The following is a 23,991-nucleotide window of genomic DNA, read 5'->3' as shown; positions in this document are numbered from 1 at the left end:
CGGGTAAGTTCCTATGTCAGGAGAGTCTGATGAGTACGGCGCAAAGTCGATCCAGACCCTCGAAGGGCTGGAAGCCGTCCAGAAGCGACCCGCGATGTATATCGGGTCGACGGACGCTCGTGGCCTCCATCATCTCGTCTACGAGGTGGTCGACAACGCGATCGACGAGGCGCTCGCCGGCTACTGTGACAACATCGACGTAACGATTCACGACGACGGCTCGGTCTCTGTCAGCGACGACGGGCGAGGCATCCCCGTCGATACCCACGAAGAACACGGCCGTCCGGCCGTCGAGGTCGTGATGACGATTCTCCACGCTGGTGGGAAATTCGACAACAAGTCCTACCAGGTCTCCGGGGGTCTCCACGGGGTCGGTGTGAGCGTCGTCAACGCCCTCTCGAAGTGGCTCGAAGTCGAAGTCAGGCGCGACGGCGCGCTCTGGAAGCAGCGCTTCGACCACGGCAAGCCGGAGTACGACCTGAAGAAGGTCCGCGACCTCGAACCCGGCGAAGAGACGGGGACGACGGTCCGGTTCTGGCCCGACGACGAGATCTTCGAAACCGGCGAGTTCAAGTTCTCGACGCTGTCGTCCCGACTGCGTGAACTCGCCTTCCTCAACTCCGGCGTCGCCATCTCTATCCACGATGAACGCGACGGCGAAACGGAGACGTTTGCTTACGACGGCGGCATCCGGGAGTTCGTCGAGTACCTGAACGAGACCAAGGACCCGCTCCACCGGGACATCATCTACTTCGAAGACGAAGAGGAGATCGCGGAAGGGCCGGTCCAGGTCGAGATTGCCATGCAGGGGACCGACGACCTGCAGGGCTCGATTCACGCCTTCGCCAATAACATCAACACGCGTGAGGGCGGGACACACCTCACAGGATTCAAAACATCGCTTACACGGGTTGTCAACGACTATGCGACCGACAATAATCTGCTGAAAGATCTGGACGATACACTCAAAGGCGACGATATCCGTGAAGGGCTGACGGCCGTTATTTCTGTCAAACATCCCGACCCGCAGTTCGAGGGCCAGACCAAGACGAAACTCGGCAATAGCGAGGTCCGAGGTATCGTGGAATCGGCGATGCACGACGGATTGGCGACCTTCTTCGAGGAGAATCCCGACACCGCCGAGGCTATCGTCGGAAAGGCCGTCGAGGCCGCGAAGGCACGGAAGGCCGCACAGAAGGCCGAGGAACTCACCCGCCGGAAGTCGGCGCTTGACTCGACCGCACTGCCCGGAAAGCTGGCCGACTGCCAGACGCGGGACCCCGAGGAAGCCGAACTGTTCATCGCCGAGGGAGACTCTGCGGGCGGTAGCGCCAAACAGGGCCGCAACCCGGATTTCCAGGCTATCCTCCCTATCAAGGGGAAGATTCTGAACGTCGAGAAACACCGGCTAGACCGGATTCTGGAGAACAACGAGATACGGAACCTCATCACCGCACTGGGGACCGGTATCGGCGACGAATTCGACATCGACGACCTGCGTTACGAGAAGATCATCCTGATGACTGACGCAGATGTCGACGGGGCACACATCCGGACGCTCCTGTTGACGCTGTTCTATCGGCACATGAAGCCGCTGCTTGAGGCCGGCTACGTTTACGCCTCCCAGCCGCCCCTGTACCGGATCCGCTACCGCGGGAACACCTACGACGCGATGACGGATGCAGAGCGCGACCAAATTATCGAAGAGAAGTGTGACGGGAACCCCACTCAGGTCCAGCGGTTCAAGGGCCTCGGTGAGATGAACCCCGATCAGCTCTGGGAGACGACGATGAACCCCGACAACCGGATTCTCAAGCAGATAACCATCGAGGACGCCGCAGCCGCGGACAAGATGTTCAATATCTTGATGGGCGACGCCGTCGAGCCGCGCAAGGAATTTATCAAGGAACACTCGCCTGAAGCGGAGTGGGTCGACATATGAGTTCCGACGCTAACGACGCCAACGCCCCGGCAGAGCAGATCAAGCGCGTCCGCATCGAGGACGAGATGGAGCAGTCCTACATCGACTACGCGATGTCGGTCATCGCAGGTCGGGCGCTCCCAGACGTTCGGGACGGGCTCAAACCGGTCCATCGGCGCATCCTCTATGCGATGCACGAGATGGGCGTCTCCTCGAACACCGCCCACCGGAAGTCTTCCTCGATTGTTGGGGACACGATGGGTGATTACCACCCGCACGGCGACTCGGCCATCTACGACACGCTCGTCCGGATGGCACAGGACTTCTCGATGCGGTATCCGTTGATAGACGGCCAGGGGAACTTCGGCTCGATGGACGGCGACCCGGCGGCCGCCATGCGGTACACGGAAGCGCGGATGGCCCCCATCGCCGAGGAACTGCTCGCAGACATCGAGAAAGACACCGTCGATTTCTCCAGCAACTACGACGACCGCCTGCAGGAACCCGACGTGCTGCCGTCGAAGGTCCCGAACCTCCTGTTGAACGGGTCGTCCGGGATTGCCGTCGGCATGTCGACCAACATCCCGCCGCACAACCTCGGCGAACTGGTCGACGCGACGGTCCACCTGCTGGAAAACCCCGACGCAACCGTCGAGGACCTGATGGAGCACGTCAAGGGGCCGGACTTCCCGACCGGCGGCAACATCGTCGGCCGCGACGCCATCTACTCGGCGTACGCGACCGGCCGAGGCCGCCTGCGGGTTCGCGCAGAGTACGAGGTCGACCCCGAGGAGGGCCGCATCGTCATCAGCGAACTCCCGTATCAGGAGAACAAGGCCCGCGTCGTCGAGCGCATCGCCGACGACGTAAACGAGGGGAAAATCGAGGGCATTTCGGATCTCCGCGACGAGTCTGACCGCAACGGCGTCCGTATCGTCATCGAACTCAAGCGTGGGGCAAACATCGACGTGGTCGAAAACCGGTTGCTCGACCACCACCTCGAATCCACGTTCGGCGTCATCAATCTCGCACTGGTCGACGGCCAGCCAAAGGTCCTCTCGTTGAAAGAGAGCCTGCAGCATTACATTGACCACCGCCGCGAGGTCGTCCGACGCCGCTCCGAGTACGACCTCGCCGAGGCCGAGGACCGCGCCCACATCCTCGAAGGTCGCCTGAAGGCCTTAGAGAACGTCGAGGACGTGGTCGAACTCATCCGCAACAGCGAGGACCGCGACGCGGCTCGGTCCGGCCTGCAAGAGTCATTCGAGTTCTCCGAGGACCAGGCCGCTCACATCGTCCGGATGCAACTCGGCTCGCTCACCTCGATGGAAGCGGCCGAAATCGAGGACGAGTACGAGGACGTGCAGGACACCATCGACTACCTCGAATCCGTCCTCAATAGCCGTGCGAAGCTCGACAGCGTCATCGCTGACGAACTGCAGGAAGTCAAAGACGACTACGACGACGACCGCCGAACGAGCATCATTGAGGACGAGGGGCAAGTCACTCACGAGGACCTCATCCCCGAAGAAGACTGCGTCGTCGTCATCACCGAGGACGACTACATCAAGCGGATGCCGGTCGAGAACTTCGACCCACAGAACCGCGGCGGCAAGGGGATCATCGGCGCAGACCCCAAGGAGAACGACCGCGTCTCGAAGGTGTTCCGGGCCAACAGCCACGACTACCTGCTCTGTTTCACCAATCAGGGACAGGTCTACCGGCTCAAGACCTACGAGATTCCGGAGATGTCCCGGACGGCGCGGGGCAAGTCCGCTATCAATCTCATCGACTTGGACGACGGCGAGGAACTGACCGCCGTCGTCTCGACCGACGAGTTCGGCGACGACGAGTGCATCACGATGGTGACTCGGAACGGCTATGTCAAGCGGACTTGCTGTTCGGAGTTCGAGAACATCCTCTCGACGGGAATCATCGCTGCCAAACTCGAAGACGGCGACGAACTCATCGACGTCGATGTCACTGACGGCACCGGCGACCTCGTCATCGCCACGGAGGCAGGAATGACAATTCGATTCAGCGAGAGCGAGGTCAGCGAGATGGGCCGTTCGGCACGCGGTGTCAACGGCATCAAACTACAGGGCGACGACAGGGTCGCAGCGATGGTCGCCACTGACGACGACGACCCACGGTCGCTGTTGACCGTCACGGAACACGGCTTCGGGAAGCGGACCAAGCTCGACGAGTACCGTACGCAGTCCCGCTACGGTAAGGGGCTCATCGATATCAAGACAGACGACCGCAACGGTCGCGTGTCGACGGCCAAGGCGGTCACCGACGAGGACCACCTGGTCATCATGTCCGAACAGGGCCAGATCATGCGCATCCGCGCCGGCGACGTGTCGCAGGTCGGCCGGAACACGAAGGGTGTGACGATTATGGGGCTCGAAGATGACGACCGCGTGGCGAGCGTGACGGTCGTACCGACAAAAACCGAATAGTAGCCGCGAGCGAAGCGAGCGGCCTTTTTCGCTACCCCCGCTTCGCTTGTCTTTCGAGCCTTGCTTCGCTCAGCAAGACCGCGTTTTTGCTGCGAGTGGTGGCCTACAGCCACCCGAGCCAAAAAAAGTGGAGCGGGGTGACGATTATGGGACCCGAAGACGACGACTGTGTGGCGAGCGTCGCTGTGGTCCCCGCCACCACCGAAGAATACGGCCCGATTCCCGGTCGCGCGGTCCGGATCCCTTCTCGTCGCCTGTTACAACACGCGCTTGCCGAAGGCACTGGCGACGAGTTCACAGGCCAGTTCGGCAGTGCGGTTGTGTTCGTCGAGAATCGGGTTCACCTCGACCAGTTCCATCGACCGCAGCTGGTCGTGCTGTTCGGCGACGTATTCCATCGCAATGTGGGCCTCGCGGTAGGAGACGCCGCCACGGACCGGTGTCCCGACGCCGGGGGCCTCCGTCGGGTCGAGCCAGTCGAGGTCGAGCGAGACGTGAATGCCATCTGTTCCGTCAGTCGCGATATCCAGTGCCTCGTCGACGACCTCCGGCGCGCTCCGGGCGTCGATATCCGACATCGTGTACGCCGTGATATCGCTGTCTTCGATCAGCTGACGTTCCCTGTCGTCCACGTCTCGCAGCCCGACGATGACGACGTTTTCTTCGCTCACGGCTGGCGTGTGCGCCCATTCGTGGTCGGCGAACGGGCCCAGCCCGAGAACGGCCGCCAGCGACATCCCGTGGATGTTCCCGCTCGGCGTCGTCTCCGGTGTGTTGAAATCGCCGTGGGCGTCGAACCAGATGACGCCCAGTTCCTCGTCGTCGCGGGCTGCGCCGGCGATGGTTCCGATGCCGATAGAGTGGTCGCCGCCCAGAACGAGCGGAAACCGTCCTTCCCGGAGGGTCCCGTCGACCGCCGTTGTCACGTCCTCACAGACCTCCTTCGTCTCCCTGAAGAACTTCGCGTGACCGCTTTTCAGGCCGCCGGCATCCGGGTCCGATTCCTCCGGCCGCGGCACGGCGATGTCGCCGCCGTCGACGCAATCGATCCCGATACCTGTAAGCTGGTCAGCGAGGCCGCCGTACCGTATCGCTGACGGCCCCATGTCGACGCCACGTCGGTCAGCCCCGAGGTCCATCGGGACGCCGAGGACGCGAACCTGTTGTTGCATACCGTCGCCTCCACGGCCGGCGAATAAAGACCCAGCGTTGGGCAAGCGATAGTCAGCGGTCCCTACGTGTAGGGCGCACAGACCAGTTCGATGCCTTCCTCGAAACTGATCTCCGGCTCCCAGCCTGTCGCCTCGTGCATCTTCGAGAAGTCAGCACAGGTGTCGTGGACGTACACGTCTTCGGGAATCGGATTCTCGACGTACTCCGGTTCGATGTCCGTTCCCAGCTCATCGTTCAGCATCTCGACGACTGTGTTGAAGTCGTAGGCTTCGCCGGTACCGAGGTTGTACACGCCGTTTAGTTCGTGTTCGGCGGCCAGAACGAGCCCGCGGACGATGTCGTCGACGTGGGTGAAATCCCGGGTCTGCTCGCCGTCGCCGTACAGCTTCGGTGCGTCGCCGCTTGCCAGGTCATCGGCGAACTGGGCGATGACATTGGCGTACTCACCTTTGTGTTCCTCCGCGCCGCCGTAGCCCTGATACACCGAAAAAAAGCGCATCCCGGCCAGCGTCAGGTCGTAGTGGTTCTGGAAGTACTCCGCGTACGTCTCCCGGGCCATCTTCGAGGCCTCGTAGCCGGTGTTGACCGTCACGTCCATATCCTCCGGCGACGGCTCCGTTCGGCTGCCGTAGATGGAGGACGTCGAGGCGTAGACGACGGTGTCACAGCCGTCATCCCGGGCCTGCTCGACGGTGTTGACGAACCCCTCGACGTTCACGCGAGCGCCGTGGGTCGGGTTGTCCTCATGCATCGCGTAGGAGGAGAGCGCCGCGAGGTGAAACACCACGTCCACGTCGGTCGGCAGGTCGTCGTCGAGGACACTCTGCTCGACGTATTCTACGTCTTCTGATACGTTTTCCGGCGTTCCGAGGTAGCCGTCATCTAGGGCGACAACGTCGTTGTTCTCGGCCAGTTTGTTCGCGAGGTTCGCCCCGATAAACCCCCCACCGCCGGTCACCAAAATTCGATTATCTTCCATATCTATGTCAGGTCAGCGATGCAATAAAGTACTAACGTTTTCCGCGATTCTAAGACGGTTCCAGACGGTTTACCGTCGCATTTAAGGACGGCTGTACCGAACAGGGCATTATGTCATCTATCGAACTGACACCCAGTCAAAAGAACATTCTGCAGGAACTGGTAAATCTCTATCGGGAAAGTGAAAGCGCTGTCAAAGGCGAGGACATTGCCGAGAAGGTCGACCGAAACCCCGGTACGATTCGCAACCAGATGCAGAGTCTCAAAGCCCTGCAGCTTGTCGAGGGCGTCCCCGGCCCAAAAGGTGGGTACAAGCCTACCGCTAACGCCTACGACGCGCTCCAGATCCAGGACATGGACCAGGCCGCGGAGGTCCCGCTTCGGCACAACGGCGAGCTCGTCGAACATTCGAACGTCGAGGAGATCGACCTGACCAGCGTCCACCACCCCGAGGAGTGCCGTGCGGAGATTCAGCTGCAGGGCACGATGTCCGAATTCCACGAGGGAGACTCAGTGACAGTCGGTCCGACACCCCTGTCGAAGCTCCAGATTATCGGGACCCTCGAAGGGAAGGACGACACCAACAACAAACTCATCCTCGCTATCGACGATATGCGGGCACCGGCGGGCGAACCGGAACACTAGTCGGTGTCACTGCTCTTTTAAATTGTTTTCCTGCGGTCACCGGGACCGCATCATTCTGCATGGCGACGAGTCTCACCGGAGAATCCTGTCCTCGCTGAAAGGGATTTCAAAGGGTTTGTATCAGTTGGTTTCGGAGTCTCCGGTATGACAGAGAACGTGGTCGTGCTCGGGTCGGGATATGCCGGCGCGGGGGCAATAAAGAGTTTCGAGGACGAGGTAGACGGAGAGACGGATGTCGATATCACGTGGATTTCTGAGACGGATTATCATCTGGTCTTGCACGAGTCCCACCGCTGCATTCGGGACCCAAGCGTCCAGGAGAACATCGCTATTCCCGTTCACGAGATCAAACAGCCCTCGACCGAATTCATTCAGGACGAGGTCGTCGGCATCGACACCGACGCCCAGGAAGTCGACCTCGCCGACTCCGATGCCGTCGAGTACGACTACCTGCTCGTGGGCCTGGGCTCGCAGACGGCCTTCTTCGGCATCGACGGACTCGAAGAGTACGCCCTGACGCTCAAGAGCCTCGACGACGCCCTCGACATCCACGACAAGATTCAGCAGGCGGCCCGCGAAGCCTCGACGAACGACCCCGCGCAGGTCGTCATCGGCGGCGCTGGCCTCTCTGGGATTCAGACCGCCGGCGAGGTCGCCGAGTTCCGCGACGAACACAACGCGCCAATCGACATCCACCTGGTCGAAGGCCTCGATCAGGTCCTGCCCAACAGCGACCCGGAACTTCAGGGTGCCCTGCGCAAGCGCCTCGAGGCCGCCGACGTGAACATCAAGTGCGGGGAGTTCATCGGCGAGGTCGACGAGGCGACGGTGTACATCGGCGACGAGGACGAACTGGACTACGACGTGCTGGTCTGGACGGGCGGTATCACCGGTCGGGATTGCATGCAGGACGTGGATCTGGACAAGGACGAGCGCAACCACCGTGTCCACGCAGAAGGGAACTTCCAGACCGAGGACGAGCGGGTCTTCGCTATCGGTGACTCGGCGCTGATCGACCAGCCGGGCGACCAGCCCGCGCCACCGACCGCGCAGGCCGCCTGGCAGGCCGCCGAGGTGGCCGGCGAGAACCTGGCTCGCGCCGTCCGAGGGCAGCCGCTGAAGACGTGGACCCACAAGGACAAGGGGACGGTCGTCTCCGTCGGTGAGAAAGCCGTCGCCCACGACGTCGTGAACGTCCCTGTGGAAACCTTTGGTGGGCTACCCGCAAAACTGCTGAAAAAGGCGATTGCCGCCCGCTGGATCAACGATATGACCGGTGTCGGTCGGGCCGCCAAGGCCTGGCCCGACATGTGAGACCACCTTTTTCAGCGTCACCTTTCCTCGCGCGCTTGTAGAGCGCGCTGCGGGAAGGCTCCTCGAAAAACGTGGGCAAAAAAGGCCGGACGCTCACTCCGTTCGCGTCCGGGGAAACCGCGCTCGCTCCGCTCGCGCGGTATGCTGTTGCTACTACGCCGTGACTGAACAGCGCCCGCCCTACCAGGCGGCCTCTAACACGCCGACGATGTCGTCCTGGGTTGGCTCCAGCCCCGGCGGGGCGTTCGCCATGAACGAGTCTTCGAGGACGGCGTCGGCGACGTCGGGGAACTCCTCGCGGTCGGGGCCGGCGACGTCCCGGAGCCGCGTTGGGAGTCCCAGCGCCGCCACCACGTCGTCCACCCGGTCGACGACCGCAGCGGCGGGGTCGGCCTCGTCACCGACGCCGAGTGATTCGGCAAGCAGCGAGCGCCGACCGTCGACCTGTTCGAAGAGGTACGAGAGCGCGTGCGGGGCGACGACCGCGTGGGCCGCGCCCTGCTGGACCTCGTAGGTCCGGGTCAGCCCGTGACCGAACGCGTGGAGTAGGGAGAGCGTCGTCCCATCGGCCCGGGCGATGCCGTACTGGACGAGCATGACCCCCTGCGCGAGCGACTGATACACCCACTGGTCGTCGTCGCCGTCGCCGAACGCGCGCAGTGCCTCGGTGAACAGGCCGAGGCCGTGTGACGCCGTCGCGTCGGTTATCGGCGTCGCGGTGGCCGCGTACAGCGTCTCGATGCCCTTGTCGAAGCCGTTCATCGCCGACGCGGCGAGGACCGACCGGGGCGTCGTCGCAATCAGTTCGGGGTCGTAACAGACCGCTGCGGGCATCAGGTCCGGGTCGCCGACGCCGCCGCTGGCCGGCCCGTCCACGGGACAGGTGTCGGGGTGGGCCGTGACGCCGGCGACGATAGAGAGGTCAGCGCCCGCCAGCGTCGTCGGGACGGCGATAATCGGCGGCAGTTCCGCTTCGGGGACGGGTATCGTTCCCGAGTCTACGAGCGCCCGGCCGACAGCGTCGGGGTCGCGGTCGGTGGCCGCGAGGACACTGATTACCTTCGCCACGTCGAGGCTGCTCCCGCCGCCGACGGCGACGAGGCAGTCGGCGTCGACCTCGCGGAAGCGGTCGAGTCCGTCGTAAGCGGTGCCGAGCCGCTTGGCCGGCGTCGTCTCCGCGAAGACGCCGGCGAGTCGGTCACCGAGCCCCTCCCGGACGGGGTCCATCACGGCCGGCGTCGCACCGACGGTCGCCCCGCAGACGACCAGCGCCCGGTCACAGCCCTGTGCGTCCAACTCCGCACCCAGGTCTCGGGCGGCGTCGGGAGCGTACCGGAGCGTCGCGGGGTCGTACTCGAACCGGAACGGGGCAGCGAGGTCGCCGGCGACCGGTGGGTCGAGCGTCACCGTGAACCACTCCGGCTCACTGCGACTCCATTCCGGCCATCCCGTCGGTCAGCGAGTCGAGGTCGTCGAGAGCCTCGGCGAGCGCGCCGACGCTGGCTTTCCCCCGGCGGTCCGGGTTCGCGAGGACCCGAACCGGCTGGGTCCCCAGCGAGACGAAGCCGAGGTCGAGTTTCGCCGCCGTGGCGCGGAGCCCGAGGCCCGCGTCCGCATCGCCCGCCAGGACCTTCCGGGCGGGGCTCTCGTGGGCCTTCGTCGTGAGTTCGTAGCCGTCTATCGCGTCGACGATCTCTGCGCGGCCGACGCCACGGTCCTCGCCGACGGCGTCGAGTTCGTCGTCGAAGCTCCGGCGCAGTCCGGAGGCGCTGTCGCGGTTGACGAAGCGGTACTCTCCGTCGACGAGGTCACCAAGGCCGGCCACGTCGCTCTCCGGGCCGACGACGAGTCCCCACTCGCGCTGCCAGCCGCCGATGTCGGCCGCGTCGTGGTCATCGGCGGCCGGTCCCGCGACGACGGCGACGTCGGGCACGCCGTTACCGAGACGGCGGAGGCCCTCGGTCGACCCGAGCGGGAGGTACCGCGGACGGTCGATGGTGTCGAGCAGGCGCGAGAGCAGCGGGTCGTCCTCGCCCATCCCCAGAAGCGTCGGCGGCCTGACGGCCGGGGAGAACAGCGTCACGTCGACCGTCTCCCCCTCGGCGAGGTAGTCGGTCCCCGGCGGCACGTCGACGAAGCCGTCGGCGTCGACGAGGCTCGTCGTCGCGCCGCTGCCCTTGTCGACCGGGTAGACCAACAGCGACCCCGCTTCGTCCTCGACTAAGCCGGCCGGCATGAGGCGTCTGCGCCCCTCGCCGTAGCGTTCCTGGACAGCCATTGTGCCGGAGGCCGTAGCTGTCTGTGGCTGCTCCAGTCCAGCAGCGTTCCGAACTGCCGGCGCGACGAACGTCTGGAAAATAGTCAGCGCCGACACCGGATACCCCGGCAGGCCGACGTACGCCGAGTCGCCGATGGTCCCGACGAGCATCGGCTTCCCGGGCTTGACGGCGACGCCGTGGAGGCGGAGTTCGCCCCGCTCCTCGATGACGCGGTAGATGACGTCGACCGCGCTGGCGCTGGTCGACCCCGAGGAGAGGACGAGGTCGCACTCGTCGGCCGCCTCGTGGAGCAGTCGCTCCATCTCTTCGTAGTCGTCGCCAGCGTGGGGGTACATCACCGGCTCGCCGCCGGCCTCCGCGACCGCGCCGGCCAGCGTGTAGCTGTTCACGTCGTAAATCTGGCCGGCGGCGCTGTCGAGGGGGTCTCCTGGCCGGACGAGTTCGTCGCCGGTCGAGAGGATACCGACTCGGGGCCGGCCACGCACCGGGACCTCGTCGACGCCCAGCGCCGACAGGAGGCCGATCTCCCGCGGCGTGATGCGCGTTCCGGGACCGAGCGCGCGCGCCCCGGCCGCGATGTCCGCGCCGGCGAGCATCACGTTGTCGCCGGGCGCGACGGAGGTGCGTATCTCGACGCCGTCGTCCGTCTCGGTCGTTCGCTCGACCATCACGACGGCGTCGGCACCGGGCGGCATCACCGCGCCGGTCGAGATTTCGGCGACGGAGCCCGAATCGACGGTCACATCCGGTTCCTCGCCCGCGTGGACCTCGCCGGCGACCGACAGGGTCACCGGGTCGGCCTCGTCAGCGCCGAAGGTGTCTCTGGCGTGGACGGCGTAGCCATCCATACTCGCGCGGTCGAAGCCGGGCACGTCGATGTCGGCGTCGACCCGCTCGGCGAGGACGCGGTCCCGGGCGTCGGCCAGCGGGACCGTCTCGGGTTCGGGGTCGACGTCGAGGCCCGCGACGACCTCGTGGGCCTCCTCGGGCGAGGCCAGGTCGCGGAACTCGCGGCGGTCACTCACTGTGACCACTCCCAGTCCTCGACGGTCACGGTGTCGCCGGCGTCGTACCCCTCGACCGACTCCGGCACGACGACCCAGCCGTCGGCGAGCGCGACGCTGGAGAGGACACCCGAACCGCTGGCCCGCGTCGGCGTCGCGGTCTTGCCGTCGCCGTCCTCGTCGTGCAGTTCCACCCGGGCGTAGGTCCTGGTCCCCGGTTCGCTGGCTATCTTCCGCGTGAGTTCGGCCTCGGTGGTCGGCGGTTCTGTCGCCGGGAGGTGGCCGGCCCGCCGGAGCGCCGGCCGGAGGAACTGGACGGCGTTGACGATGCAGGCGACCGGATACCCCGGTAGCATGAGAATCGGCGTCTCCTCGACCACACCGAGCGCGACCGGATGGCCCGGCTTCAGCGCGACGCCGTGGACCAGCACCTCGCCGAGGTCGTCGACGACCTCCGGGAGCAGGTCCCGCTCGCCGACGGAGGAACCGCCGGTCGTCACCACGATATCGTGGTCTACGTCGTCGCTGATGGCCGCACGGAGCGCGTCCACGTCGTCGGTAACGATGTCGCGGTAGGTCGCGTCACCCCCCCAGCGCTCGACGTACTGCGTGACGGTCTGGCCGTTCGTCTCGATGACCTCCCCCGGATCGGGGTCATCTTGGACTAACTCCTCACCGGTCGGTATCACGCTGACAGTTGGCCGCTCGTACACCTCGACAGTGTCGTTGCCGACCGACTTCAACAGCCCGAGGTCTGACGGGCGGAGCCTGTGGCCGTCCTCGTAGAGGGTCTGCCCTTCCGCCACGTCCTCGCCGATTGGGGCGACGTTCTCCCCGCCAGCGACCGCGTCGAACACCGTGACGCTGTCGCCGGCCACCTCGGTCTCCTCGACCATCACGACAGCGTCGGCCCCGGCCGGGAGTTCACTGCCCGTGTGGACGCGGGCCGCTGTGCCCGTGGTCACCGTCTCGTCGACGCGGAGCGACGCCGGTGACCGCTGGCTCGCGCCGAACGTGTCCTCGGCCCTGACGGCGAAGCCGTCCATCGCCGCGCGCCGGTAGTGGGGCACCGCTCGTTCGGCGGTGATGTCCCCCGCGACGACGCGCTCGTCGGCGTCGCGGAGCGGAACGCGCTCGGTCCGGTCGTGTGGGGACACTGCGTCGAGTAGCGTCTCCCTGGCTGTCGTCACCGGCGTTCGGTCCTTGAACCCGGCCGACTTTCGGGACTCGTTGCTCATGTGTGTACGAATGGCCGGCACACCAAAAAGCTCGCCAGGTTCAGGGGGTTCCGGCCGGAAGGGACCGTATGGCCGAGTCGGACCTGCGCTGTCGCCTCTGTGGCCGGGCGCTCTCGACGGGCCTGGTCGCGACCGACAGTCGGCACTGCTGTCTCAACGCCACGCCCATCGCCGGCACCTGTCCCGAACACGGGCCGGTGGGGCCACACCACGCTGTAGAGGACTAGTCAGGTGAGCGTCGCGGAGGTTCAAGTACGAGAACGGGACCACGCCCGATATGGTACCGGGGACGCCCGCCGTCGATCCGACAGCGACGCTCGCGCTCCTCGTTGCGGTCGGGGCTGGAGTTGGGCTGGGCACGCTCAGCGGGCTCGTTCCGGGGCTCCACGCCAACACGTTCGCACTTTTGCTCGCCGCGGCGGCGAGCAGTCTGCCCGGGCCACGACTCTACGTCGGCGTGGCGATGCTGGCGGCCGGGGTGACACACACCTTTCTCGACGTGGTCCCGGCGCTGGCGCTGGGCGTGCCCGACCCCGCGATGGCGGCTAGCGCCTTGCCGAGTCACCAGCTGGTCATCGAGGGTCGCGGCCGGGAGGCGCTTCGCCTATCAGCGCTGGGAAGCGGGCTGGCCGTGGTGTTCGCCGTCCCTCTCGCGGTTCCGCTCACGCTGGTGATGGAGCGGGCGTACCCCCTGCTCCAGCCGTGGCTGTCGGTGCTTCTCGCAGGAGTCGCTGTCCTGCTCGTGGGGACGGAACACGGCCGCCGACAGCGAGTCGGCGCGGCGTGTTCTCTCGCCGGGAGCGGGCTGCTCGGCATCGCCCTCCTCGACGCGCCGGTGACCGGCGCGCTGCCTGTCTCGGACGTGCTGGTCCCGCTGTTTTCGGGGCTGTTCGGCGCGCCGGTGCTTCTTGCCGCCATCGACGGAGAAGGCGTCCCGCCACAGGCCGACGCGACGGTGACGACGCCGCGGCGAACGGTCGGCGTTCTCGCAGGCGTCGGGACGCTCTGTGGTGGCGCTGTCGGCTACATTCCGGGCGTCTCCAGCGCTATCGCGGCCACGCTGGCACTGGGGCTGGTCGCCGAGCGTGGGCCGCGTGCGTTCATTGTGACGACGAGTGGCGTCAACACGGCGACAGCTGTGTTTGCGCTGTTCGCGCTCATCTCGCTCGGGACGCCCCGAACCGGTGTGCTCGTCGCGCTCAACCGGGCCGCGGTCCCGCTCGTTCTCCCGGCGCTGCTCGCTGCGGTCGCCATCGCGGCTGTCGCCGGCGCGATACTCGTCCCGACACTGGGTGACCGCTACCTCCGAACTATCGGTCAACTGGACCCGACACATCTCTCGCTGACGGTGATTCTGGTACTGGTCTGTCTCTCCGCACTTTTTGCCGGCCTCGTCGGCGTGGGCGCGTTCGGGGCCGCCACGCTGGTCGGCCATCTCCCGCCGCGGTTCGGGTCTCGCCGGGCGACCCTGATGGGGGTGTTGCTCGTTCCGCTGGCGTTATAGGTAGCCCCGCTGGCGGAAATGTGCGAGCAGTATTGCAACGATAAGCCCCATGCCGATCATCACCGCGGGATAGCCGAACGTCCAGCCCAGTTCCGGCATGTTGTACGGGCTGTCAGCGAAGTTCATGCCGTAGACGCCGACGACGAATGTTAGCGGGATGAAAATCGTTGCGACGACGGTCAGCACTTTCATCACCTCGTTTGTCGACTGGGACACCGTGTTCAGGTAGATGTCCCGCGCGCCCGAAACCAGGTCACGGTAGGTCTCGGTCAAGTCCACAATCTGGACGAGGTGGTCATACACGTCCCGGAAGTACTTCTCCGTCTGGGGCTGTACCTGCTTGGGGTCCCCGCGAGCGAGGCTGCCGACGGCCTCGCGTGCGGGCCAGGCCTGCTTGCGGAACGACAGCAGGTCCCGCCGGACGTCGTTTATTTTCTCGATAGTCTCGCTGTCAGTCGAAACGGTGACCTCCTCCTCTATCTCCTCGATGTCCGTCTCGATGCCATCGAGCAGGTCGAAGTAGGCGTCGACGATGACGTCGACGACGCGGTAGGCGGTGAAGTCCGGGCCGTGCTGGAGCAGTCGCTCGTCCCCTCTACGGGCAGCGTCCATCACGCGCTGGACCGGGCGGGCCTCGTCCAGCCCCAGCGAGACGACCCAGTCGCGGCCGACGAACACGCCGACCGGACTGGTTGCCACCTCCTTCTCGAAGGTGGTCTCGCCAGGAGTGAGCCGCATCGTCTTCAGCAGGACGAAGGTGTAGTCGCGGTACTCCTCGGTCTTGGCCCGGACATCACCACGGAGGTCGTCGATGGCGAGCGGATGGAGGTCGAAGGCCGACTGGACGGCGCGTATCTCCTCGTCGGTCGCCTCGGCGGCGTGAACCCACGTCGTGCCCGCTGCTGTGCGAGCCGCTTCAAGATCATCGTAGGACTCAGCCACATCGTCGGCGTACACGAGCGCAGATATCACGCTCCGCCCTCCGTCTCGTCCGAGCGGCTGACGGCCAGCAGCGTCATCCCGGCGAGCAGCGCGGTCACCGAGAACGCGCGGCCGGGGTACGGCACCGCGACCCCTGCGACGTAGCCCGCCAGACCGACGGCGGTGAGGCCCAGGCCCAGCGCCAGGACGGTGTTCATGGCCCAGCCATCACTGCGCCCGATAAAAAGCGTATGCCCGGAGCTGGGAGTCGCCCCGCGGCATCGCGGAGCGAAGCGACAGCCAGTCAGTCGCCGCTGTGCTGGAGGCCGGATAGCAGGTCGTCGACGGCGTCGGTCTCGTCGACGTTCTCGGGGTGGACGGCGACGCCGATGACGATGTCGCCTTCGTGCTGGAAGCTAACGAGGTGAAGCCGGACATCGACTGACTGGCCCGCCACCTCGGTCGTGCCGGTGTACTCGCTGACCCGGCGGTCCGCGCCAAGTGCTTGGACTGTCCGGTTCCCGGCCGGTTCGACATCGTCGACGCCCCCGGTCTGTCCCTGGACCGCTTCGAGGACCCGCCGGTTCGCCCAGTCGGCGGCGGGGTTGAGCGTCTGCCCGGCGACGTTCGCGCTCGGAATCGAGACCACGATGAACCGAGACAGTTCCACCACCTCGACGCCGAGTATAGTGCCGCTCCGGGTGTACTGTCTGCGCTCGGTCACGAGCCGCACCGTCCGGTCTTGCCCGGCGACGGTCACGTCGCGGGTGACGTTCGTCTGCGTCGCGTTCTGGAGTTCGTATCCGGTCGAGTCCAGCGTGCTGTCCGAGACAGTCGCAGGCGAGGCCTCGAACGTGACCGTCTCGCCGGTTATGAGTCCGACACAGCCGGAGGTCACGAGAAGGAGTGCCACGGCGATAGGGAGCAAGCGGCGTACCATCTACTCCCAAGAACTGTCTGGTACGGAAAAACGTTTCGTGGCCGCTGGGTGGCTCCGTTGGACGCCTCAGCCGAAGATGCCCTGGAGGACGCCCCCGATGACGTTGATGACGGCCCACTTCACCTGACTGACGGTCCCGAGTCCGGAGATGGTGATTTCCTCGGCGACGACGGCGTCCTTGAACGCCGTCGAGGGGGTCGTGGACGCAATGATGCCATCCATCGTCTCCGTGGTCGTGCTCATCTGAATCGTCGCGTCGTCACGGGTCCCAAGCGCCAGGTCCTGCATCCGGAGGTTGTCGTCGAGGGTGAACGACACGGACGCCTCCGTTCCGTTAGCGGGGTCGTCCACGACGAGGTTCACCTTCTCGCCTTGCAGTTGGCCGGCCATGAGCCCGAAATCACTCGCGTCGACCTCCGCGTTGTACGTCTCGACCATCGGGCCCATCCGGTCGAACATATCGACGGCCCAAGCGGGTTGGTCGCTTTGTGCGGCCACGGGGGTTGCGACTGCGCCGGCCGCGGCGACGACGAGCATGAGAGAGACGACCATCCGCGCGAAATCGACAGTAGTTGGTACGTATTTCATAACAAATATATAAATGCACGAATAGTATATAAAGACGTAGTGAGGCGTGTTAGGCTGGCTGAAGTCCAGAATCTAGGTTTGAACTGTTAGATTCGATAGGTCGGTCCGTCGTCGGTGTCCTGGACCTCGACGCCGAGGGCTTCGAGTTCGTCCCGGAGTTCGTCGGCTCGCTCGTAGTTACCGGCCTCGCGCTCCTGCTCGCGGACGCGCAGGACCAGGTCGACCACGTCGCCGGCCAGCGACACGTCGCCGCTGTCGTCGTCGCCGAAGGAAAGCCCCAGAATATCGCCGCCCAGTTCCTCGAACGTCTCGACGGCGCGCCGGAGCCCCTGGGAATCGTACTCGTCGTGGCTATCGACGTGCGTGTTGACCGCGGCAGTCAGGTCTAGCAGTGCGGTCATCGCCTCTCGCGTGTTGAAGTCGTCGTTCATCGCGGCCCCGAAGTCGTCCCGGGCGTCCTCGACGGCACTTCGGAGTTCCTCGTCGGTCACCTTCGCGTAGGCGTCCACGTCGTCGCAGGCTTCCACCGCGCGCTCGTAGCCCCGCGAGAGGCGGTCCCAGCGCTCCTCGGCCTCCGAGACGGTTTCGTCGCTGTAGGTCGCCCGCGAGGTGTAGGCCGTCGACAGCAGGAAGGTCCGGAGCACGTCGGGACCGAACTCCTCAACGGCGTCAGCGACCGTGAAGTAGTTGCCAAGCGAGGAGGACATCTTCTCCTCCTCGGTCTCCAGCAGGCGGACGTGGAGCCAGTACTTCGCGAACTGCTGGCCGGTCGCCGCCTCGCTCTGGGCCACCTCGTTCTCGTGGTGGGGGAACACGAGGTCCTGCCCGCCGACGTGGATGTCGATGGACTCGTCCAAGTGGGCCATCGACATCGCCGAGCACTCGATGTGCCAGCCGGGTCGGCCTTCACCCCACGGGGAGTCCCAGGTCTGAGCGGTCTGGCAGGCATCCTCGGCCGGGGCGGCCTCGGGATGTTGGTGGTCGGCGATGTCCTCGGGGTCGACGCCGCCGGCCTTCCAGAGCGCGAAGTCGGCGGGGTGGCGCTTCTCGCCTTCGGTGTCCGCGCCCTGGGACTCGATGTCCTCGACGGACTGGTTCGAGAGCTTGCCGTAGTCCTCGAAGCTCGTCACGTCGAAGTAGACCGAGCCGTTGGCCTCGTAAGCGTGGCCGCTCTCGACGAGGCGCTCGACGAGATCGACGATTTCGGGGACGTGCTCGGAGACCCGTGGGTACACCTCCGCGCGGCCGAGGTTGAGCGACCGCATATCCTCGATGACCTGCTGGACGTAGTGGCGGGCCACGCTCTCCTCGCTGTCGCCGTCTTCGCCGACGCGGGCGACAATTTTCTCGTTGACATCGGTGAAGTTCTCCACGTGGTGGACATCATAGCCCAGGTGGTCGAGCCAGCGGGCCATCACGTCGACGTGGACCCAGCCGCGCGCGTGGCCGAGATGGGGCGGGTCGGAGGTCGTCAGCCCGCAGTAGTACAGCAACACGGAATCGGGGTCGCGCGGCTCGAAGGGCTCTTTCTCACCGGTCAACGTGTTCGTCACGCGAAGCGTCATTATCGGGTGGAACTGCGTCCGCCCGCTTTAAGCCGTCGGAAGGCGACTCATCCCTGCACCACCGCCTCGACGACACGGAGCGCGTCCGGCCCCGAGCGGCGACTCACGACCACGACGAGCGCGTCCTCGGTGACGCCGGCGGCGTCGACCGAAATGTCCGCCGCCCGCAGGCGGCCCAGCACCTCGGCCAGCGCCGGGGGCGAGAGGTCGCCGGTGGCGACGATACCCGTCAGTGAGCCGGCGTCCTCGGCGTAGGCAGCGTCTCCAACCTGGAGGGCGATAGCCGACTCAGCGTCGAGCGATTCGACCCGCCCAAGCCCACTCTTCATCGACACGCGGGCGTCGCTCTCGTGGGCCGGGTCGTCGTCCAGTTCCTCGGCGAACCGACGGAGCGCAGTGGCAATCGCCTCCTCCTCGCCATCGACGTCGAGCGACCGTGCAGCAGCTGTGTAGTTGACGACGCCCGCTCGAAGTGCGTCGTAGAGAAACGGGCGCTCGCGGACGGCGTCCCTGGTCGCGGCGGCGAGTGACATTGATGGCGGCCACGCCCGGCGCGGGCAAAAGTCGTTCTATCGGCGGCGGGCGACCGCGGGGAGCGGAGGCGGCGTCGAGCTATAATCGCCACACGGGCGCGCTGCCCCCTCAGAACTGCGGCCCCACTCCCAGCGAGTGAGAACAGACCTGTGGGTTTGTCCCCCTCGGCGTCCACTCTCTACATGAGGGAACACCAATGGCGATTGCACAACGAGAGCGGAAGGCGTTCGGACAGCCCCTGGGAGCAGCGGAGCGGGTCCTCGGCGGTATCGTCGTCGCTGCCGGCGCGCTGGGACACGCGGCACTGCTTGCGGCCGCTGGACTACTGTTCTACATCCTCCTGTTCGGGCTGTGACCTGGCGGAAGCGGTCGACAAATACACACTTTCGGCGCGCAACGTTGCACAGCCCGCCGGCTATCTGTGCAGGTCAACGAAGGCCCTAAGGACGACTCGCTCCAATCGAAGGGTATGGACGAAGCACTCGTTATCGCGGCCCACGGCTCCCATCTAAACGCCGAGTCGAGTACGCCCACGTACGACCACGCGGACACCATCAGGGCGACCGGCGCGTTCGGCGAAGTCCGTGAGTCCTTCTGGAAGGAGGAACCGTCGTTCCGAGAGGCGTTGCGGACCGTTGACGCCGAGGAGGTGTATCTGGTCCCGCTGTTCATCTCGGAGGGGTACTTCACCGAACAGGTCATTCCCCGGGAGTTCCGGCTGGAGGACTGGGACCCCGAGCTGTGGGACTCCGACGGGACAAGCGCGACCAACGCGACGCTTGCCGCCGAGGACACGGGCCAAACGGTCCACTACTGTGGCCCGGTCGGAACGCACGATTCGATGAGCGATGTCATCGTCCAGCGAGCCGAGTCTGTCACCGGCGATCCCGATGTTGGCGAAGGGTTCGGCCTCGCCGTCGTCGGCCACGGGACGGAGCGCAACGAAAACTCTGCGAAGGCCATCCAGTACCACGCCGACCGCATCCGCGAGCGGGACCGCTTCGACGAGGTGCAGTCGCTGTTCATGGACGAGGACCCCGAGGTCGACGATGTCGCGGACTACTTCGAGAGCGACGACATCGTCGTCGTGCCGCTGTTTATCGCCGACGGCTTCCACACGCAGGAGGACATCCCCGAGGACATGGGCCTGACCGACGACTACCGGACGGGCTACGACGTGCCGACCACTGTCGAGGGCCACGATATCTGGTACGCCGGCGCGGTCGGAACGGAGCCACTGATGGCTGACGTGGTACTCGAACGGGCCGCTGACGCGGGGGCAGACGTGCGCAGCGCCATCGAGCAGGTGCGCGAGGAGACCGGCGGCGCAAAGCCCGCGACTGGCGACTGACGGGTCGCCGACTGCCGCTACCGGGCCAGAGACCGGACCTGATTCTTCCGGTGGTTGGCCGGAACCAGCCGACTTTTGCCGACTGAGTACTGTTTTCCAGTATGGACGGCGAGTACGTGGACGCGCTGGTGGCAACTGCCCCCGATGGCATCACCTTCGATGACCTCCACGTGACCCACGAGAGTGACGGGTACACGTTCCGCACACCGGATGTGAACCACAGCGGCATCGACGAGGAAACGCTTCGGACGGTGGCAGCGGAGTCACCGCACGTCCGAAACTGGTATTTCTGGCACGCCACAGCGCCCCAGAAGGCGGACCGCTGGGCGTTCCTCCGCTGGCTCGAAGGTGCTGAGCAGCGGGACGTGGCCGAGCGCTACGATGCCCTCGCCGATGGGGTTGCCGCGAACTGGGGCGAACTTCACCTCACCGTCTCCCTCTCCAACGGGGAGCGAACCTACGGCGTCCGGCACCGCGCCGACGCGGATGTCGGCACCAGCGCGCTTGACGAGTACGACGACCCGCTCAACGCGCGCGAAATCGCGAAACACGACGACGACGACGGCTACCGACCGCTCAAGACAGCGCCGTCGCTCCAGACCGGCTGGACATTCCACGAGCTATCGGCGGGTGAGTTCGTCACGACGGTCGATGCGTTCTATCCGGCCACGATTTCGAACTGGCACCGCGAACGGGAGGGCAAACTTGACGTGACTCACTGGCGGGACACCGTCGACCGACAGACCGGGATTTACGGCGTCGTCAAGACCTGGGACCGCGGTGACGGCTACGAACACGTCAACTGGGTCGCCGAGGCCTGCTGTGACGACTCGCAGTGTCTCAAACGCCGGGAGTGGCAGTACGACGAGGAAACGGAGCTTGATGTCGACGGCGGGTCTGGAGCGTTCCCCTGCCGCGAACCCTGCTCGCTTGTCATCGCTGGCGCGCGCAAGTGGACGAAGCTCGAAGGCGAGCAGGCCCAGACCTACGAGTTCGAACTCACGCCCAGCGAGAAAGAACAGATCGAGGAGATCATCGACGCCGTCGCAGACGGCGAGGCAGACGACATCCGTGAAGCCGATATCTACGAGGGAGCTAATCGGTACCGGACACGGTTTCTGCGAGCAAAGCTGTTTGACGACGAGGGGAACCTCGGCGGTGTCGAGACGGAACAGTAGCGGGGCGTCAGGAGGAGCGAACGGCGATGGACAGGAGCCCTATGACGATTGCGACCGCGAGTACGGCGACGACGGTCAACAGCACGCTCTCGGTGAGCACCAGCGTGATGAGTCCCGCAACCAGGACCGTGAAACCGCCAGCCGCCAGTATCGGTCCCGCAGACAGGTCTTCGAGGCTGGATTCTGATTCTGCCGCCGGTTTCGGCTGTGGTTTCGACAGCTCGTCGTCGACGATGACTGGCTCGTTCTCGGTCCCACCTTCCGGAATATAGATGTCGATGTATCGGGTCTCGGCGCCGTATCCGGTCACGACCTTTAGCTTGCCACGGACTGGCCCGTCACCGTCGACAGTCACTCTGACTAATCGATCGGTTTCGGTCCGTACGTGGTGGTTTGTGGCGTCGAGCGACGCGACAGAAGAGAGCGAGTCGTCGAGATGAAGATGGACGTGCAGGGCCTCGCCGTGGTTGACTAATCGAACGTCGAAACTCCCTGTCGCGTCGAACTCGTTTGGAACTTCCAGACTGTGGATGTCCGTCCGGTTGAGGTGCACGGGCAGGGAGTCAGGCACGGACGTGACTCCGCGTGGCGAGGAAAAAAAGGTTCAGGCCGGTGCCTCGTCGCGCATGTCCGGCGGGAGCAGGTTCGGGATGCCGTCCTCGATGGGGAACGTCTCACCGCACTCGGTGCAGACGAGTTCGCCCGACAGAATCTCGCCGTCGTCGCGCTCCGTCACTTCGAGGTCGAGGTCGTGCTTGTCCAGAGGGCAGCAGATAATTTCCATCAGGTCCTCTTTCATACATTCGACCAAGACCGGCGGTCGCAAAAGTCTGCCGCTCTCCCAGTGGTATCGCCCCGTCGCCGGGTAATCGTGTGTGAACTCGACCGTCGAGTCAGAACGGAGCGCCTGCTAGAACGGCTGCTCGCGGACGATAGTTTCGCCGCGGCCGGGGCCGACGCCGATGGCGTAGGCCGGGGTGTCGAGTTCGGACTCGATGTATTCGACGTAGGTTTTCGCGTTCTCCGGCAGCGCCTCGTACCCCTCGTCGGCGGCGTCCGCCCAGTCGACCTCGGGCCACCCGTCGAAGGACTTGAAATTGGCTTCACAGCGCTTCCACTGCTCGGTGGTCGCGGGCATCGACGCCAACTCCTCGCCGTCGAGCGTGTAGGTGTGGCCGACCTTCACTTCGTCGAGGCCGGCGAGGACATCGAGGTGGTTGATGGCGAGGCCGGTAAAACCGGAAACCCGCGTGGAGTGGCGGAGCATCGGCAGGTCGAGCCAGCCGACTCGCCGCGGACGACCGGTAACAGTGCCGTACTCGCCCCCCTCCTCACGGATGTAGTTCGCCAGTTCCTCGTTTTCGCCTTCGCCCTGTTCGTCGTAGCCGGGCGTATCGCCGACGACGCCGCCGAGTTCGGTCGGGAGCGGGCCGCTGCCGACTCGGGTGAGGTATGCCTTCACGATACCGATAACCTCGCCGTCACCGACGACGCCGGGGCTGAGTCCGGTCCCGGTCGCCGCGCCACCGGCCGTCGGGTTCGAAGAGGTGACGTAGGGATAGTTCCCGTGGTCGATGTCGATGATGGTCCCCTGTGCGCCCTCGAGCATGACGTTCTGCCCCTCGTCGATGGTCGCGCTGAGGAACGCTCCGGCGTTGACGGTCATATCTTCGGCCTCGAAGCGGCGGCCGAACTCGCGGAACTCCTCGAAGATGGCGTCCACGTCGAAGGCGTCCGGGTCGTCAAGCTCGTCGATGTCGAGGTCGTACACGTCCTCGACGACAGCCCGCTTTTGCGGGACGACGTATTCGAGGCGTTCCCGGAGTACGTCCGGGTCGAGCAGGTCGCCGACGCGGACGCCGCGCCGACCGGCTTTGTCCTCGTAGGTCGGGCCGATACCGCGGCCCGTCGTCCCGACTTCCTGATCGGTTTCGCTCTTTACTTCCTCCTCGATACCGTCGAGCACGCGGTGGAACGGGAGAATGACGTGTGCTCGTTCGGCGATGCGAACGTCCGGGTCGAGGCCGCGTTCCTGAAGCGTGTCTATCTCGTCGAACAGCGTTCGCGGATTGACGACACACCCGTTGCCGAGTACGCCGACCTTGCCGCGGATGGCTCCGCTCGGAACCAGCGAGAGCTTGTACTCCTCGCCCTCGTGGACGACGGTGTGGCCGGCGTTGTCGCCGCCCTGATAGCGCGCGACGACATCTACGTCGTCACCGTACAGGTCGACGATGCCGCCCTTCCCTTCGTCGCCGAGCTGTGAGCCGACGATGGTTACGGTCATCGCACGCACCTTCCAGCCACCGTGATAAACAGATTACGGTCCGGAACTCACGCTCGTGAGCAGTACCCATGTGAACCGTTACGACGGTTTTAAGACACCCCTGTTCGAA

General features: G+C 65.3%; 23 protein-coding genes. 9 read left to right on the top strand and 14 right to left on the bottom strand.

The window, feature by feature from the left end; translation table 11 throughout:
* Window positions 1-13 precede the first annotated feature (13 nt).
* Together gyrB and gyrA are read left to right on the top strand one after the other, a co-directional pair.
* A complete protein-coding gene (gyrB, locus tag AMS69_RS18210) occupies window positions 14-1,942 on the top strand; it encodes a DNA topoisomerase (ATP-hydrolyzing) subunit B (protein ID WP_053969458.1) in 1,929 nt (642 codons plus the stop codon).
* A complete protein-coding gene (gene gyrA, locus AMS69_RS18205; protein ID WP_053969473.1) occupies window positions 1,939-4,383 on the top strand; it encodes a DNA gyrase subunit A in 2,445 nt (814 codons plus the stop codon). The genes gyrB and gyrA overlap by 4 nt, the downstream gene beginning before the upstream one ends.
* Before the next feature lie 257 nt (window positions 4,384-4,640).
* Here the strand turns inward: gyrA and rocF are convergent, their stop codons facing one another.
* Together rocF and AMS69_RS18195 are read right to left on the bottom strand one after the other, a co-directional pair.
* Complete coding sequence (gene rocF / locus AMS69_RS18200; protein ID WP_053969457.1) at window positions 4,641-5,555, bottom strand: arginase; 915 nt, start codon at window positions 5,553-5,555, stop codon at window positions 4,641-4,643.
* Between the two features lie 62 nt (window positions 5,556-5,617).
* Window positions 5,618-6,535 carry an NAD-dependent epimerase/dehydratase family protein gene (locus AMS69_RS18195; RefSeq protein ID WP_053969456.1) on the bottom strand — a complete coding sequence of 306 codons (918 nt, stop codon included), beginning with the start codon at window positions 6,533-6,535 and terminating at the stop codon, window positions 5,618-5,620.
* A gap of 110 nt (window positions 6,536-6,645) precedes the next feature.
* Here AMS69_RS18195 and AMS69_RS18190 point away from each other — a divergent pair, with 110 nt between their 5' ends.
* Both AMS69_RS18190 and AMS69_RS18185 read left to right on the top strand, forming a co-directional pair.
* Window positions 6,646-7,179: an Rrf2 family transcriptional regulator gene (locus AMS69_RS18190; RefSeq protein WP_004515710.1), complete on the top strand. Its 534-nt coding sequence runs from the start codon at window positions 6,646-6,648 to the stop codon at window positions 7,177-7,179.
* Window positions 7,180-7,323: 144 nt separating this feature from the next.
* Window positions 7,324-8,493 carry an NAD(P)/FAD-dependent oxidoreductase gene (locus tag AMS69_RS18185; RefSeq protein ID WP_053969455.1) on the top strand — a complete coding sequence of 390 codons (1,170 nt, stop codon included), beginning with the start codon at window positions 7,324-7,326 and terminating at the stop codon, window positions 8,491-8,493.
* A gap of 180 nt (window positions 8,494-8,673) precedes the next feature.
* On the opposite strand, the gene AMS69_RS18180 is transcribed toward AMS69_RS18185, so the two are convergent.
* The 3 genes from AMS69_RS18180 to AMS69_RS18170 are packed head-to-tail and all read right to left on the bottom strand — an operon-like array spanning window position 8,674 to window position 13,014.
* On the bottom strand, window positions 8,674-9,900 hold the full coding sequence (locus tag AMS69_RS18180; RefSeq protein WP_053969454.1) for an iron-containing alcohol dehydrogenase family protein: 1,227 nt from the start codon (window positions 9,898-9,900) through the stop codon (window positions 8,674-8,676).
* Window positions 9,901-9,916: 16 nt separating this feature from the next.
* Window positions 9,917-11,797, bottom strand: coding sequence for a molybdopterin biosynthesis protein (locus tag AMS69_RS18175; RefSeq protein ID WP_080508866.1), 1,881 nt, complete (start codon window positions 11,795-11,797; stop codon window positions 9,917-9,919).
* Window positions 11,794-13,014, bottom strand: coding sequence for a molybdopterin molybdotransferase MoeA (locus AMS69_RS18170; protein ID WP_053969452.1), 1,221 nt, complete (start codon window positions 13,012-13,014; stop codon window positions 11,794-11,796). Before AMS69_RS18170 ends, AMS69_RS18175 begins: the two co-directional genes overlap by 4 nt.
* A gap of 68 nt (window positions 13,015-13,082) precedes the next feature.
* Here AMS69_RS18170 and AMS69_RS20790 point away from each other — a divergent pair, with 68 nt between their 5' ends.
* Window positions 13,083-13,241 (top strand): hypothetical protein, encoded by a 159-nt coding sequence (locus AMS69_RS20790; protein ID WP_170083317.1) that lies wholly within the window; start codon window positions 13,083-13,085, stop codon window positions 13,239-13,241.
* 50 nt (window positions 13,242-13,291) lie between these two features.
* Window positions 13,292-14,518 (top strand): tripartite tricarboxylate transporter permease, encoded by a 1,227-nt coding sequence (locus AMS69_RS18165; protein ID WP_053969451.1) that lies wholly within the window; start codon window positions 13,292-13,294, stop codon window positions 14,516-14,518.
* Here the strand turns inward: AMS69_RS18165 and corA are convergent.
* The 6 genes from corA to AMS69_RS18140 all read right to left on the bottom strand — a co-directional run bounded on the left by corA (window position 14,513) and on the right by AMS69_RS18140 (window position 19,065).
* Window positions 14,513-15,490, bottom strand: coding sequence for a magnesium/cobalt transporter CorA (gene corA, locus AMS69_RS18160; protein WP_053969450.1), 978 nt, complete (start codon window positions 15,488-15,490; stop codon window positions 14,513-14,515). The two genes, AMS69_RS18165 and corA, sit on opposite strands and share 6 nt — an antisense overlap.
* The gene (locus AMS69_RS20785) at window positions 15,487-15,657 is read right to left on the bottom strand and encodes a hypothetical protein (RefSeq protein WP_170083319.1); all 171 of its coding nucleotides are present in this window, start codon (window positions 15,655-15,657) and stop codon (window positions 15,487-15,489) included. Before AMS69_RS20785 ends, corA begins: the two co-directional genes overlap by 4 nt.
* An 86-nt stretch (window positions 15,658-15,743) precedes the next feature.
* Window positions 15,744-16,379 carry a DUF6517 family protein gene (locus AMS69_RS18155; protein WP_053969449.1) on the bottom strand — a complete coding sequence of 212 codons (636 nt, stop codon included), beginning with the start codon at window positions 16,377-16,379 and terminating at the stop codon, window positions 15,744-15,746.
* Window positions 16,380-16,445: 66 nt separating this feature from the next.
* Window positions 16,446-16,967: a hypothetical protein gene (locus AMS69_RS18150; RefSeq protein ID WP_053969448.1), complete on the bottom strand. Its 522-nt coding sequence runs from the start codon at window positions 16,965-16,967 to the stop codon at window positions 16,446-16,448.
* An 86-nt stretch (window positions 16,968-17,053) separates the two neighbouring features.
* Entirely contained in the window at window positions 17,054-18,532 is a 1,479-nt protein-coding gene (gene cysS / locus AMS69_RS18145; RefSeq protein WP_053969447.1) for a cysteine--tRNA ligase, read from the bottom strand.
* 47 nt (window positions 18,533-18,579) lie between these two features.
* A complete protein-coding gene (locus AMS69_RS18140; RefSeq protein WP_053969446.1) occupies window positions 18,580-19,065 on the bottom strand; it encodes a DUF7523 family protein in 486 nt (161 codons plus the stop codon).
* A 197-nt stretch (window positions 19,066-19,262) separates the two neighbouring features.
* Between AMS69_RS18140 and AMS69_RS20780 the strand changes: the two genes are divergently transcribed.
* From AMS69_RS20780 to AMS69_RS18130, 3 genes are all read left to right on the top strand, one after another.
* Entirely contained in the window at window positions 19,263-19,421 is a 159-nt protein-coding gene (locus AMS69_RS20780; RefSeq protein WP_202904578.1) for a hypothetical protein, read from the top strand.
* Between the two features lie 114 nt (window positions 19,422-19,535).
* Window positions 19,536-20,417 carry a CbiX/SirB N-terminal domain-containing protein gene (locus AMS69_RS18135; RefSeq protein WP_053969472.1) on the top strand — a complete coding sequence of 294 codons (882 nt, stop codon included), beginning with the start codon at window positions 19,536-19,538 and terminating at the stop codon, window positions 20,415-20,417.
* Between the two features lie 101 nt (window positions 20,418-20,518).
* Window positions 20,519-21,595 carry a DR2241 family protein gene (locus AMS69_RS18130; RefSeq protein WP_053969445.1) on the top strand — a complete coding sequence of 359 codons (1,077 nt, stop codon included), beginning with the start codon at window positions 20,519-20,521 and terminating at the stop codon, window positions 21,593-21,595.
* A gap of 7 nt (window positions 21,596-21,602) precedes the next feature.
* Here the strand turns inward: AMS69_RS18130 and AMS69_RS18125 are convergent, their stop codons facing one another.
* The 3 genes from AMS69_RS18125 to AMS69_RS18115 all read right to left on the bottom strand — a co-directional run bounded on the left by AMS69_RS18125 (window position 21,603) and on the right by AMS69_RS18115 (window position 23,882).
* Window positions 21,603-22,166: a DUF7524 family protein gene (locus tag AMS69_RS18125; protein WP_077067834.1), complete on the bottom strand. Its 564-nt coding sequence runs from the start codon at window positions 22,164-22,166 to the stop codon at window positions 21,603-21,605.
* Window positions 22,167-22,199: 33 nt separating this feature from the next.
* Complete coding sequence (locus AMS69_RS18120) at window positions 22,200-22,394, bottom strand: methytransferase partner Trm112 (RefSeq protein WP_053969444.1); 195 nt, start codon at window positions 22,392-22,394, stop codon at window positions 22,200-22,202.
* Between the two features lie 111 nt (window positions 22,395-22,505).
* Window positions 22,506-23,882, bottom strand: a complete 1,377-nt coding sequence (locus AMS69_RS18115; protein ID WP_053969443.1) for an adenylosuccinate synthase — start codon at window positions 23,880-23,882, stop codon at window positions 22,506-22,508.
* Between the last annotated feature and the right edge of the window lie 109 nt (window positions 23,883-23,991).

Origin of the sequence: Haloarcula rubripromontorii, from assembly GCF_001280425.1 — an archaeon.
In the GTDB taxonomy this organism is placed as follows: domain Archaea; phylum Halobacteriota; class Halobacteria; order Halobacteriales; family Haloarculaceae; genus Haloarcula; species Haloarcula rubripromontorii.
The sequence above is the reverse complement of the archived record's forward strand: the minus strand, read 5'-3'. Positions and strand labels throughout refer to the sequence as shown.

Excerpts from the sequence above, each read along its gene's own strand:
- gyrB (WP_053969458.1), top strand. The coding sequence starts at position 14 with ATGTCAGGAGAGTCTGATGAGTACGGCGCAAAGTCGATCCAGACCCTC.
- gyrA (WP_053969473.1), top strand. The coding sequence starts at position 1,939 with ATGAGTTCCGACGCTAACGACGCCAACGCCCCGGCAGAGCAGATCAAG.
- rocF (WP_053969457.1), bottom strand. The coding sequence starts at position 5,555 with ATGCAACAACAGGTTCGCGTCCTCGGCGTCCCGATGGACCTCGGGGCT.
- AMS69_RS18195 (WP_053969456.1), bottom strand. The coding sequence starts at position 6,535 with ATGGAAGATAATCGAATTTTGGTGACCGGCGGTGGGGGGTTTATCGGG.
- AMS69_RS18190 (WP_004515710.1), top strand. The coding sequence starts at position 6,646 with ATGTCATCTATCGAACTGACACCCAGTCAAAAGAACATTCTGCAGGAA.
- AMS69_RS18185 (WP_053969455.1), top strand. The coding sequence starts at position 7,324 with ATGACAGAGAACGTGGTCGTGCTCGGGTCGGGATATGCCGGCGCGGGG.
- AMS69_RS18170 (WP_053969452.1), bottom strand. The coding sequence starts at position 13,014 with ATGAGCAACGAGTCCCGAAAGTCGGCCGGGTTCAAGGACCGAACGCCG.
- AMS69_RS20790 (WP_170083317.1), top strand. The coding sequence starts at position 13,083 with ATGGCCGAGTCGGACCTGCGCTGTCGCCTCTGTGGCCGGGCGCTCTCG.
- AMS69_RS18165 (WP_053969451.1), top strand. The coding sequence starts at position 13,292 with ATGGTACCGGGGACGCCCGCCGTCGATCCGACAGCGACGCTCGCGCTC.
- AMS69_RS20785 (WP_170083319.1), bottom strand. The coding sequence starts at position 15,657 with ATGAACACCGTCCTGGCGCTGGGCCTGGGCCTCACCGCCGTCGGTCTG.
- AMS69_RS18155 (WP_053969449.1), bottom strand. The coding sequence starts at position 16,379 with ATGGTACGCCGCTTGCTCCCTATCGCCGTGGCACTCCTTCTCGTGACC.
- AMS69_RS18150 (WP_053969448.1), bottom strand. The coding sequence starts at position 16,967 with ATGAAATACGTACCAACTACTGTCGATTTCGCGCGGATGGTCGTCTCT.
- cysS (WP_053969447.1), bottom strand. The coding sequence starts at position 18,532 with ATGACGCTTCGCGTGACGAACACGTTGACCGGTGAGAAAGAGCCCTTC.
- AMS69_RS18140 (WP_053969446.1), bottom strand. The coding sequence starts at position 19,065 with ATGTCACTCGCCGCCGCGACCAGGGACGCCGTCCGCGAGCGCCCGTTT.
- AMS69_RS20780 (WP_202904578.1), top strand. The coding sequence starts at position 19,263 with ATGGCGATTGCACAACGAGAGCGGAAGGCGTTCGGACAGCCCCTGGGA.
- AMS69_RS18135 (WP_053969472.1), top strand. The coding sequence starts at position 19,536 with ATGGACGAAGCACTCGTTATCGCGGCCCACGGCTCCCATCTAAACGCC.
- AMS69_RS18130 (WP_053969445.1), top strand. The coding sequence starts at position 20,519 with ATGGACGGCGAGTACGTGGACGCGCTGGTGGCAACTGCCCCCGATGGC.
- AMS69_RS18120 (WP_053969444.1), bottom strand. The coding sequence starts at position 22,394 with ATGAAAGAGGACCTGATGGAAATTATCTGCTGCCCTCTGGACAAGCAC.
- AMS69_RS18115 (WP_053969443.1), bottom strand. The coding sequence starts at position 23,882 with ATGACCGTAACCATCGTCGGCTCACAGCTCGGCGACGAAGGGAAGGGC.